Here is a 12,375-nt window from a genome sequence, read left to right as displayed (position 1 = left end):
CTTCACCTGGCGTGCGCGGTGATCGTGTGGCGGCGTTGCCCTCTCACGTCCGACGACTACCTATTGGGATAGGCTCTTAGTGCTACCAGCTTCCTCTGCTGTTCCCCAATCCTGGAGTGTGATGGAGCGTCGTGGCATGTGCGCAAGTCCGACATAGTGTGTGTCCGGGGCCAGTTCCTCTGGATTTACACTCTCCCGAACGTCTGTGCAGAGGTCAGAGAGGGTGCCCCGCTCCCACCCCTCCGGCACGCCGTCCTCGACGCGGACGTGCTCGTAGCCGGGGAAGCGCAGGTGGACGAACCACTCGCGGTAGAGCAGCCGCGCGGCCTCCTCCAGCAGCGCGATCCGCCGCCTGTTGTTGGCGATCAAGTCGTCGTAGGCGGCGAGAATAGAGACGATCTCACGCTGAGTGCGCAAGTCTGGGTAGCGAACACTAACCTTGTAGACGTAATTCCGGTTCAGAGAAGGTTGAGCTGCACCAGAGTTGAGTCTTGACAGATCAACAGTCCCCAGGAGGAAAGAAATAAATCGCACATCGTTCCCCTTAAAATCTGTCACAAACAAGCATGTATTGTGTGGCCAATAATCTTCCTCAACGTAGCAAACCTTGCCGATAGAAGCACCGCTCCTTCCAAGCGTAACTCCGGGTCCTGAAACCTTTGACTTGTTATGAAGACCATTGATGCCTGCGGAGCCAACTACAGGAACAGCCCCTTCTTTCATCTGCGCTTTTGTCAGATCATAACCACGTTGTAGAGCAATGAGATCTCCTATCAATCCTGAATTCCAGCTCATACCTCTACCCCCAACGCCTCAAAGTTTTTGCTGATGGTCGCCGCGAGGGTGGCAGCCTCGGCGTTGAGGTCGCGTAGTTCAATGTGCAGGTCGCGCATGGCCTCCTCGAAGTCGAAGTCCTCGTCCACCTCGGGCGGGGCCACGCCCACGTAGCGTCCTGGCGTGAGGCTACCGTCGTTGGCCGCGATCTCGGCGCGGTCCACGAGCTTCACGAGGCCCGGCACATCGCGGAGTTCGCCGTCGGGGAAGCGCTCGTGGAGCCACCGCGCCTGCCGGGCGAAGTAGCGCACGCGCCGCACCTGCTCGGCGGCCTCCTGGCGCACCGCGTCGAGATCCTTGCGCGCCGCGTTCACCTTCGTCGTGTTGAAGGCGTCGTGGCTGCCCGCGTCAAGGTCTTGCTTGCAGGCGTCCACCACGCGCGCGGCGAGTCGTACGAACCCGTCAATTTCTTTCAGGAGGGCACGCGCGCCGTCGCCGAACGGGAGCGCCTCGTCCTCCAGGAACCCCCACAGCGCATCGAGGTCGGCGCGGTCGGTGGCGGCCAGCGCCTCGGCCGCGTCGCCCGTCTCCTGCCGGAACGCCGCAATGTCGTCCGCGAGCGTTCGGCGCATAGTCGCGTAGGTGGCGAACGTCTCGGCGTGCTCGTGCTCGTTGGGTAGCGTATCGAGGAACAGCGCGAGTTGCTCGTGGAGCGACTCCGCAGCGGCCAAGAGCACGGGCAGCGCGCCCGCGAACGCGGCCCGGTCGGAGTGGTCGGCGAAGCAGTTGCGCGCGGCCTCCATGCTGCGCCCGAGGTGGTCGGCCACGAGCGCTACGAAGCGGGCGCGCTCGCCCCGGTAGAGCCACACGAGGCTCGTCAGGTTGGCGAGCTGCTCCGGTGTGAAGTCGTAGACCGTGCGCGTGAGCTTCCGGTGGACGTTCCGCGCGTCGATCATAAGCACCTGGTCGCGGCGGTCGGCAGGCTTGCCCTTGTCCAGAAACCACAGTTCGCACGGGACGGTGCGCGTGTAGAAGAAGCCGCCCCGGATCGCCATCATCACGTCTACGGCTCCGGTCTCCACGAGCTTGGCGCGCACCCTCGCCTCGTCGCGCCCCGCGCTCGACGCCTGCGACGACATCACGAAGCCCGCGCGGCCCGCCTCGGCGAGGTAGCTGTAGAAGTACGAGATCCAGACGTAGTTGGCGTTCGAGACCTTGCCCTTCTTGTTGATGCCCGGCAGGCCGAACGGCAGGCGCGGGTCGTTCTTCACCTTGTCGGCGTCCACCTCGTCCACGTTGAAGGGCGGGTTCGCCATCACGAAGTCGGCGCGCCCCACGAGGTTGGACGTGTGGTCCTCGTAGTAGCTGATCGCCTGCTGGATGTTGCCCTCCAGCCCGTGCACGGCGAGGTTCATCTTGCCGAGGCGGATCGTCGTCTCGTTCTTCTCCAGGCCGTAGAACGTTGCCCGCTTGGTCGGGTCCTCGTGCTCCGCCTCGATGAAGTGGGCTGTCTGCACGAACATGCCGCCCGAACCGCACGCCGGGTCCAGCACCTTCCCGTGATCCGGCTCGATCACGTTGACGATCATCTGGACGATGGACGGCGGGGTGAAGAACTCGCCGTCGTCGTGCGCTTTGAGGCCCGCAAACTTGGTCAGGAAGTACTCGTAGATCCGCCCGAACACGTCGCCGCCCGCGTCCTGGAGCGCCGGGTCGTTAAACGTCCGCAGCAGCTGCGCGAGCACGTCATTGTCGAGCTTCTGATACTCGACCTTCGGAAGCTGCCCTTCCAGGCTCTTGTAATCCTTCTCGATGGACTCCATCGCCTCGATCACCGCCTTCGAGCGGTCGGCGTCATCCGGTAGGCCGACGAGGTAGTCGAAGCGCGCGTGCGGCTGGAGGTAGAGCGCGCCGCGTCCTGAGAAGTCTCCCGGCGTGAGGTCGCGGGTCTTGCCGCCGCGCGAGGGGAGCGTCTTCTCGATCTCGGCCTTCGCCGTGAGGAAGCGGTTGTAGGCGTGGCGGAGAAAGAGCAGCCCCATCACGGGGAGGAAGTACTCGTTGGAGGCGTAGACCGAGTTGGCGCGGAGATTATCGGCGCTACTCCATAGGCGTTTCTCTACGGCCTCTAGATTGTCGAGTTGAGCCATGCAGAATGGGCGAGCCTGGTTATGTTGTGGGCATGTCTTAGCCTCGCAAGCTAACCCATCCGCTCGAAGTCAGCGTCCCCTAGCCACCGAGCGAACCTGTAGCCTTCATGCCCTCTCCCTCCCATCAGCGCCGCTTGGAGCGCGCGCTCAGCGAGCTTATCGGAGCTATCCGCGAAGCTCCTCACGCTACCAGAAGCCTGAAGGAGCGGGCAGCAAAGGTTCTGGCCCAACTTGACGACTTACCGGACCGCCCTAAGCCTTCTGGTCGGTCCGTCGCAGCAGTCGAATCAACCCCACTGACCGAGTCAAAAACGCTCTACACCGCTCCAGTCAAGAGGCACACAAAAACGAAAAGAGCGAATGACACCCCAGTTAAAAGCCCCACGAAGAAGAAGCAAGTACAGACGGCAGCGCAGCAGCGCAAAACCTCCCTACGTCATCGTCGTGGCGAGTTCTCCAGAGAAGAACTTGCAGCAGGGTGGCGACTGTGCGAGTGTGGGAGCCCCGTCAAGAATTGGAAGAAGCACCCCGCGAAGTGCCCAGTTCTCTCGAAGCGCATGAGCGTTTCCGTGAAGGCGAAATCCTCTTCCGGGAAGTCAGCGAGTGGAACGGCTTCAGCATCAAAGAAGCGTTCGAAAAAGAAGCAGACGCGCTCCACTGGCAAAGGGACGCCAGAGCCTCAATCACGTACCAATTCTTCCCGACGACGTAAGGCTGGAGACAAGGTCCATATCGAGGCAGCACCCGATGAACGCAGCCAGAACCGCAAGCACGACGCTACGACTGGCTACGCGCACGCCTATCGCGAGCACGGGCGCTATGGCTCGCATCCGTCCCATGACGATTTCAGCGAAACGTCCTCACCCTGATGGAGACGGAATGCGTGTCACGCAGGGTACGCGTTCAGGATGGGCAAGGCTCGCGAGAGCAGGAACGCCGCCACCATCACCCTCGGCTCGTCCTCGTCACACACCACGCAGAGTTGGTTTCGGCTCTGGTTGGTGGTGCCTACCAGGTCTTCGCTGCGACCGTAGGCGTACGCGCCGAGCCCACGAAGGACCTGCCCCACATCCAAGCCCGCCCCTTCGTTCATCTGTGCCTCAGAGGCTACATGCACAGTAGACCAGCCTCCAGCCTTTACGCGAGCCTGTCGCAATTGTGCAAACACCCGACTCTTCCCGGCGTGAGGCCCAGACTCCGGGGACCGGATCGAGAAGCGAAGCCTGCCGGCCAGCTTTCCGAAGGCCTCGTTGCCCCCCTCAGCGCGAACGGCCCGCACATCTCGCTGTCCGTTGTTCCAGATCGCATAGGCTACCGTAGCGGACGCACCATCTACTACCGCATCCCAGCGGTACAGTCGCCCGTCACTCTTCTTCTTCAACGCAGTCTGTCCCTCTGTCACGCGCTCCACGCCGTGACATGCACTCACTTGGAATGGCCCAACGCTGAAGGGTTCAAGTTTGGACTGGGGAAATATGGATGAAGCCATGAGCGCAGCCGGATGAGACAATTAGAACGCCCGCCTAATATCCGTTACCCCAGCCACTTCTCATAGAGACGCAACAGGGCCTGCACCTGCTCGACGCTTGCCTCGTCGCGGCCCAGGACATACTCGGCGTACTCCTCAGGGTGCTGCGCCTTCCATGAGTAAGGGCCACGCCGCATGTGCTTGAGCCGCGCCACCCGCTGTTTGGCCAGTCGGCGACGTCGCCGTTCGATGGCGACACGCACCTTCTCCACGTCTCGCTTTCGCACGTACGCCTTCCGGTGCTTCCCATTGTCGTCGCGCCACCGCCGGTACCATGCAATGTGCATGTCTTGGGGTCGCTTGGATGCACACCGGCAGTTCGGCTTACCGCACCGAACGTATTCCTCGTTCAGGCTTCCGAGGAGCTCGCCAGGGAGCACGCGGGGGATGGTATACCACTGCGGCCACCGTCGCTTCGGACGGTAGCCGATAGAGCCGTCGAGCTTGACGAACCGCTCCCAGACGGGCCGGTAGCGGACCCGTCCGCCTGATTTCACGGTGCGCTTCCATTGGATCATACTCGTCATCGTCGTGGGTGTCTTAGGGAACGGATCGTCGTTTTTTATGCGTCTCTATTCGCCGGTGTCATGCCCCGCGCTGGGCCAGTGCGCCAATGGCCGCGTCGAGTTCGCGCACGCAGGGTGCATCGAGGGTGTGGTCTGGGTGGCTTGCCGTCTCGCGTACCCACCGCCGTTGGTTCTTGTACTGGCTGTTCGTGAGCACACCTGCGTCACGTACAGCACGGAGTTCGTCGTAGAGGCGTTCGATGCCGTACGCATGAATCCCGTGGCATGCCATGCTCCGTTTCATGCTGGGCACGTCGTCATGTACCCGCCATTCTCGCCGCTTCTCGATGCCGAGGTACTCGTCGTGCCATCGGTTGATGATGTAGAGGCGTGTGTCTATGTCGAGGAGGTCCCCCACTGTGAGCGAGGTGAGCTTTAGCTGTCGACGGGCCTGCTTGCGAAGCTGCATCTCGTAGCGAAGGACCGGCCCATCTCCGTACGTCTCCGGGATGGGTCGTTTCTGTGCCTCCAGCCGGGCGCGTCGGTCGTAGAAGACGAGGTGGCGCTGACCGAGTTGATAGCGCACGCCCGTCTTGCTCCACGGTACGCGGACGTAGCGCGGCGCATGAAGCAGGAACGGGAAGTAGGCGCGCGGTGCCTGCGTGGTGGACACATCGCCGCACATGTCGAGCCGCCACACGTCGGCCTCTCTGAGGGAGAGGCCGAGCGTGTCCTCCATCGCCTCCACCGCGCATACTGTGGCCTCGTGGTCAAGTGAGGTACGTCCTGCGAAGGTGGGCCAGCTCCCTTCCAGGAAGAGCTTGTCGAAACGCACGGTGGCTCGAAGGCTTCCGATCATGCCTCGAAAGCTCCAACTGTCGTACTCGTGGTTGTATGTCTCCTTCATGCTCGCGAGTCGGAGTACGACGGCATCGGGATCGGACACCCACGCCTGCAACCGTACCGTGTCGTATCCCGCGACATGCTCCATGGCCTTCGGGCAGACGACGAGGTGCAAGAAATCGAACCTCTATCCACCTTGTTACCGTTGTCGGATGTAGCCGTCAGGCCCTAGCGACACATCGACGCCTTGAGCAAGGCATCAATGTCCCCGAAGCGGTAGTAGATGTTGGCTCCCACCTTGCTGTAGGGGAGCGTACCGTCAGCGCGGTAGCGGGCCAGCGTGGCCTTCGAGAGGCCGAGGTAATCCATCGCCTCTCGGTTGGTGAGCCACTCCTTTGAGACGGGCCTGCTCTCCCCTGGCGCCTCAGGTAGGGCTCTAGCTACGGCATCCTCAACGATGGGACGGATCAGCTTGGAGAAGTCGGCGGCGAGGGCTTTGGCAAGCGCGGTCATGATCGTGCGGCTGAGTTATCAGATGCCGCAAAACTGAGTGCGCATGAGGCCTTGGAGTTAGGATCCAAACTCCAAAGCAACTCCAAACCACTCACTCAACCTCATATGTCCTCTGCCGCGTAGTCTTTCCGGCCTCGCTCGATTCCATGCCACAGAGCATTGCGGACAGTACGCTCGTCGATTTCCCCCGCCTTGTCCTTGCCGTACAACTTGCGAAGCGAGTCTCCAAACTCGGCTTGGTAGCGTGCTACAACCTCATGCCGCGCCTTGCTCTTTGACAAAGGTTTCTCGTCTTCTTCTGCCTTGGCTCGGATCGCAACGTACTCGTCACAGAGCCAGTCATACCGGGGCAAGTGTCGGCGATTGAAGGGAGGCTTTTCTTCGCCTGCTGCCAGCGTGCCCGTACCCGTCGCCTCCTGGACTTCCTCCCAGGTCAGCACAGCACCATACATCTCGTACTCACGCAGCACGTCATCGAGCGCGTCGAGGCGATAGAGCAGGAGTAACACAGTGTTGTTGACCGACTGCGCGCGGGCCTTCCAGTCTTCCATCTCCTTGTGTGCTTCCTTGACAGCTTGCTCCCAGGTCTCCGTCACATCTACGCGCAGCATGGGGTACGCAACTCTACCAGAGCGCGCGTACCCGTTCAGAGTTGCGCCGCTGATCGTATCGAACCACTCGGCGTGGTCAGCCCCCTTATCCAGTTCTCGCAGGCCCTCTTCAGCTCCCGATATCGCCTGCTCCATCCCGTACTTCTTGCCAAGCCGGTTGACATGAAACCAAATCTGCTTGGCGTCCTCGGCTCCTTCGTTGAAGCGGGCACGCTCCGATTTCCACCGCTCGAATCGCTTCTTTAGGTTGGCTTTCAATTGGAGTGCATGCCCGTAGCCCTGCCGCTCAACCAACTCAACGTAGCCGTTGTGTGTCTCTCGCTCCACGAGTGCCGACTCTTCATCCTCTAGCCACGGCGGCAGGTGAGCGTAGCGCCCTGGCACGAAGCGCGTTGGTGTGGTGACGTTGGCCCACGGACGCACCTCCTTGGCGATAAGATAGAAAGCCGCATCGCGTCGTTTTGATCGGTCTGCCATGCTCAGGCTTCCCCGAAGAGTTCGTCCATCTTCCCGTCTACTAGCTGCACATCGTCCCGGGCGAAGTAGTTCTCGGTAACCGCCAGGCCGGAGTGAGCGAGCGCTTTGCTGATGCTGTACACATCCCAGCCTCGGCGGCGAGCCAAGTCCGCGAAGGAGTGACGCGCGACGTGAAAGGACAGCTTGCCGTCCACGTCAGCCATGTCTGCCAGTTTGCGGAGGTACTTGTTCACAAGCGCGTTCTGCTTTCCGATAGCATTCCATGCACCCTTCGGATCGTCTAGGTCCCCCTCCTCCAGCATGGGAAACAGGAAGTCGGTCGAAGCCTTGAGCTTGCCATCACCACGATCCAGGTAGAGCCGCACAATGCGCCGGGCCTGCGCGATGAGCTTCACCGAGGCACGCTTGCCTGTCTTCCCCATCGTGTAGGTCAGCCGTAGTACGCGCTCTTCGTCCTCGGTCACGTCCTCCACGATGTTCTCCACTCTCAGCCGAGCAACATCCGCGAACCGAGCGCCAGCCGTGTAGAGGCTGAACAAGAAGTAGTCCCGAACGCGGGCCAAGAGCGAACCTTCAGGGCCACGCTCGCCAAGGTCTAGGCTCTCCAAGCGTGCGAGTTCTGCTTCGGAGAGCTTATGCCGCTTCGGCCGGTTTGCCTTAGGCGGGGAGTAGGCAAAGAAAGGATCTGCATCCCGTGGTACCACGGCCTCTTTCATCGCGCGACGGAAGTAGGTCCGTAGCACCTTCATGTTGCCTTGGATGGTAGACGCCTTGTTGCCCTTCTCCACCCCGAGGTGGGTCTCGTAGCTACGGAGCAGATCAGGCGTGAGCTTCTCGAACGGGAGCGGTGCACCCGTGAAATCCTCCAGCTTGTTGAGTATGGTGTTCTCCCGCTTGTATCGCCCTACCTGCCCGCGTCGCTCCAACTCACTCGCAAAGGCGCGGGCATAGCGCAGGAAGCACGGCGACGGCTCGGCGGCAGGCTCGTTGGCAACAGCGGCCTTGAGCGCCTCCGCCGTCACAGGCTCTCGCTCCGTCAAGAGGCGGAGCCGTTCGTCTTCGGCTTCCGACAGCCGCCGCTGAATCAGCGCGTTGATCCGATCACTGTGAGGATGCCCCTTCCTGACCTCGCCCTTGCGTTCGTTCCAATAGCGGGGGTGGATGTATACAGCGAGCGAAGCGTAGAGGGAGCGGTGGGTGTCCGAGAACCGCAGCCAGATGGGGGAGTGCCCCTCAGCATTCGCCTTCGCAGTACGCAAGATGGGAGTGACAGTAGCCACGTCAGGAGATGAGGTTGAAAAACGATTGGTGATGGTAAGGGTACGGCTCTAGGTACAGGTATTTTCAATCTACCTTAAACTCAAGGTATAGACAATAAGTATCAAAACCTCATAATTGGCTCACTAAAGGGCATCTTTGCTCTCACCCAGACACCTCTCGATCTTACGAAGTAATCCTCTCGGGCGTACACACTAATCGCCGCACCCTGCACAGGGCGCGGCGTTTTTCGTAGCAGCCGTGCACGGTAGGTCGTGCACCGCATCGCGGTGACTACAAGATCGCCCGCTTCTGTTGAGCGGAGGCGCGGAGAGCGAAGGCACAGGCTCGGTGGTGGACTATGCGAGCGGTGCCTCCGCCTCCGAATTCGTGCGATGGGCGAGGCAGTCTCGCTTCAGCCCTCCTCGTCCCGCCGCAGTCGCAGCTTGCGCGCTGCATAGCCCACGCCGAGGAGCGCGAGCAGTCCTAGCCCCCCATCGACAGGCACCTGCATGGGGTCGCCTGGCAGCGTGGGCACGGCCTCGGCGAGCGGCTCCTCGAACGCGGGCGGCGGGGACGAAGGCGCGGCCCACTGGGGTACGCTCTGCGCAGTAGCGGTTGGCACTAGACAGAGGGCGAGGCCACAGAGACGTAGGCAATTCATGGTCGTGGGCCAGAGAGGCTAGAACGATAGAGATGAGGGTGCGGGCTAGCGCATAAGCGTGAGGCGGTGGCTCACCCGGAGGCCGTCCACGTTGAGCCGGGCGACGTAGACACCGCTGGAGAGGTCGCCCGCGTCCAGCGTCACCTCGTGCCACCCGGCTGCGTGGGTACCGTCCGCGAGCACGCGAATGCGTCGGCCCGTCAGGTCATAGAGCACCACCTGGGCCGGACCCGCCGCCGGCAACCCGTAGCGGATCGTCGTCTGCGCTGCGAACGGGTTCGGGTAGTTGCCTGCGAGCGTCGCCACCTCGGGCAGTACCGGCCCCTCCTCGACCGATACTGCCGAGGCCGCAGCGATGCGGAGCGTGAACCGCTTCGCCGCCGCGAGTCGCGCGACGACCCTCGGGGGCAGGCCTGCTGCCTCCAGCCTGTATTGTTCTTGCGTAGCCGCCTCGGCCTGGCCAGCCAATCCAGCGACCTGATCGAAGGTGTAGGCGTTCGCTGCACCCAAGTCCACCGTCTCGTCGGTTTCGGCATCGTGGAGGGTTACCATCCACCCCTCTGGAATGTGGTCCAGCGCCGGCCAGCGCAGCGTGAACGTGCCGCCCACGTCTCGACCCGCCTCTACCACACGCAAGCCGAGGGGGATCTCGACCGCCTCGTCCTCGGCGAGCACGGGCAACGCGTTGATGACGAGCCCCGTCTCATCGGAGGCTGCGTCCCCGAGCGCGGTCGTGTAGAGTTGGGCGAACGTCGACGCGAGCGGGCTCAGCACGAACGCGTCTGCGGCGTCCAGGCCAGGCCCGGCCGCCTCGCGCAGGCGGACCCAGGCGTGGGCGTCGCCCACGGGCGTCTCCAGCACGAGCCCTACCGTCGGGATCGCGTCGTCCTCCGCCGCCGTGATGCCGTAGAAGGTGCCGCCTGTCGTCTTCGCGCTTTCTGGGATCGAGAACGTCGCAGCGTCGGACTGGGCGCGGGCGAAGAAGCCTTGGAACGGCGCGATGAGTCCGTCGGGGAGCGTCCCCACGGAGCCGTCCCAGACCAGGTACGATGTCGTGGCCGGGCCCCACACGTAGACGGTCTGGTCGAAGCCGCTCCGCGTCGTGAGGTCCCAGTCGATGGGCTCGGCGAACGGGTTGCCGAAGAGGTTCCATCCCTCGTCGTCCGCCGTGGGGCCGTTCTCGGTGTAGCTCACGGTCGGCGCAATGGGACCCGCTGGGGGCACCCCGTCGAAGCTGATCGTCTTGGGGAAGCCCTCGGCCGTGCCGTCGAAGTCGCTGTCGGAAAACACGTAGACGATGTAGCCTTGCGCGGCGGCCGTCTGCTCGCCCTGGCTCGCGGGTGCGGTCCAGCCGACATCGGCGTCCCCAGCGAGGCTCTCGTCGTAGCGGTAGACGTTAGGGGTAGCCACGGGAGCGTCCCCGTTGTAGTCAGCACCCTCGAAGCCCTGCGTCCACAGACCACCAACGAGGTCGTCGAGTGTGGCCGACGAGTCGGGCGAGGCGAGCATGCGCCAGCCCTCGGCTCCGGTCAGCGTCTGCGAGAGAGTGGTGAGCGCCCCCTGCAGGTTGACGATCACCGCGTGCCAGGGCCGCACCGCCGGGGCAAAGTTCGTGACCGCGAACGTGCCATCGCCGTTGTTGAGCGCGTACTGGTGGAAGACCGCGCCCGTGTTGTTGAGGTCCCAGTTCACAACGGTGATGTCGGGGTCCAGGTCACCGTCGATGTCGCCCACGTCCAGCCCTTCGGAGATCCACAACTCGCCGGAGAGGTCGCTGCACGAGAAGGTCGGGACCCCGCCGCTGACGCTCGTGTTGAGGCAGACTCGGTTGAACGCGCCGATCGAGGTCCCGTCGTTTGTGTCGTTGCGGCGCACCCGGTTGGCAAACACAAGGTCGTCCACAAAGCCGTCTCCGTCGAAGTCGGCGGCCCCGACGTCGTTGGAGCCGTTGTTGTCCTGCGTGCTGCCGGAGCTGTCGATCACGTCGGTGCAGGCGAAGGCGAGGCTGTCGCCCTGGGCCCCGCTGTTGATGCACACGCTGTTCGCTTCGCCGAAGACTCCGGCCGAGGAGTTGGTCCAGTTGGCGTAGGCGAGGTCGTCCAGCGCCCCATCGTTGTCGAAGTCCCCGACCGCGACGCGGCGGTTGTAGGTGCCCGGGTCTGGCATCGCGTAGCAATCGAACTGGGGGACGCCGCCCACCGTCCCCGCGTTGAGGCAGTAGACGGCGTTGTCGATGGGGCTGTTGGCGAAGGCGAGGTCGAGGTCCGTGTCGCCGTTGAGGTGCGCGAACGTGACCCCGAGGGCGTCGTCCGAGTCCAGGTCGGTGTCGTCGGTGTAGGTCCGGAAGACCGAGCACGAGAACTGGCCCGCGCCGTCGTTGAGGCACAGGATGTTCCGGTCCCCCTGATCCGCAAACAGGAGGTCGATGTCTAGGTCTCCGTCCAGGTCCCCGGCTTCGACGTCGGTGTATGCCCGGCTTGCCGACCCGGTGTCCCCGTCCGCTTCGGTGAAGACGTCGGTGCACGCGAGGTCGCCGCGCCCATCGCCCAGGCACACCTGGTTTCTTCGGCTGCTGCTGGACCCCACGCTGTTCGCGATGGCGACGTCTGGGAAGCCGTCCGCGTTGAAATCGGCGGTGGCGGCCCGGCTGAGGGTGCCTGTGCCGTCGGCGACGGTGTTGCACGTGTAGACGCCTTCTCCGTCACCGAGGCAGGCCTGGTTGTTCGCGCCTACGTTGGTGAGGAAGATGTCTGCGAAGCCCTGCCCATGGACCGGCATGGCGAACAGCAGGAGAGCCAAAGGCAAGAGCGGCGTCGTGCGTCGAGACATCGTCGTGAAAGGGCTTGGGTGAGGGGCATCGCTTGAGGATGTGCAGGGACGTCTCATCACCGGACAGGGGCGCGCACCAGAGACCACGCCCGGCGGCCGACTAGGGCGCCATACAGCCCGAGTCTGACCGTGCCGGACGTGGTCGTAGCGGCGCTGGTCGATTCAGCACGAGCGACCCGCGCACGCGAGCCGCGCTTTCGCTGTCTCAAGCCGCAGTATGGAGAAT

10 protein-coding genes are annotated in these 12,375 nt (G+C 63.1%); all 10 read right to left on the bottom strand.

Features of this window, described 5'->3' with window-relative positions; genetic code table 11:
• Positions 1–60 precede the first annotated feature (60 nt).
• Positions 61–795, bottom strand: coding sequence for a restriction endonuclease subunit S (locus AAFU51_14875; GenBank protein MEO1572537.1), 735 nt, complete (start codon positions 793–795; stop codon positions 61–63).
• Positions 792–2,921, bottom strand: a complete 2,130-nt coding sequence (locus AAFU51_14870; protein MEO1572536.1) for an N-6 DNA methylase — start codon at positions 2,919–2,921, stop codon at positions 792–794. Before AAFU51_14870 ends, AAFU51_14875 begins: the two co-directional genes overlap by 4 nt.
• Positions 2,922–3,807: 886 nt before the next feature.
• Positions 3,808–4,038: a hypothetical protein gene (locus tag AAFU51_14865; GenBank protein ID MEO1572535.1), complete on the bottom strand. Its 231-nt coding sequence runs from the start codon at positions 4,036–4,038 to the stop codon at positions 3,808–3,810.
• Between the two features lie 416 nt (positions 4,039–4,454).
• A complete protein-coding gene (locus AAFU51_14860) occupies positions 4,455–4,967 on the bottom strand; it encodes a DUF6788 family protein (protein ID MEO1572534.1) in 513 nt (170 codons plus the stop codon).
• A 67-nt stretch (positions 4,968–5,034) separates the two neighbouring features.
• Positions 5,035–5,946 (bottom strand): hypothetical protein, encoded by a 912-nt coding sequence (locus AAFU51_14855; protein ID MEO1572533.1) that lies wholly within the window; start codon positions 5,944–5,946, stop codon positions 5,035–5,037.
• A gap of 80 nt (positions 5,947–6,026) precedes the next feature.
• Positions 6,027–6,311, bottom strand: a complete 285-nt coding sequence (locus AAFU51_14850) for a helix-turn-helix domain-containing protein (protein ID MEO1572532.1) — start codon at positions 6,309–6,311, stop codon at positions 6,027–6,029.
• Positions 6,312–6,412: 101 nt separating this feature from the next.
• Positions 6,413–7,399, bottom strand: coding sequence for a hypothetical protein (locus AAFU51_14845; GenBank protein MEO1572531.1), 987 nt, complete (start codon positions 7,397–7,399; stop codon positions 6,413–6,415).
• Positions 7,400–7,401: 2 nt separating this feature from the next.
• Complete coding sequence (locus AAFU51_14840) at positions 7,402–8,679, bottom strand: site-specific integrase (protein MEO1572530.1); 1,278 nt, start codon at positions 8,677–8,679, stop codon at positions 7,402–7,404.
• A gap of 392 nt (positions 8,680–9,071) precedes the next feature.
• Positions 9,072–9,281, bottom strand: a complete 210-nt coding sequence (locus tag AAFU51_14835; protein MEO1572529.1) for a hypothetical protein — start codon at positions 9,279–9,281, stop codon at positions 9,072–9,074.
• Positions 9,282–9,365: 84 nt separating this feature from the next.
• Positions 9,366–12,149, bottom strand: a complete 2,784-nt coding sequence (locus tag AAFU51_14830) for a T9SS type A sorting domain-containing protein (GenBank protein MEO1572528.1) — start codon at positions 12,147–12,149, stop codon at positions 9,366–9,368.
• Positions 12,150–12,375: the final 226 nt, after the last annotated feature.

This window comes from Bacteroidota bacterium (genome assembly GCA_039821555.1).
Taxonomy (GTDB): Bacteria; Bacteroidota; Rhodothermia; order Rhodothermales; family Rubricoccaceae; genus JBCBEX01.
The sequence above is the reverse complement of the archived record's forward strand: the minus strand, read 5'-3'. Positions and strand labels throughout refer to the sequence as shown.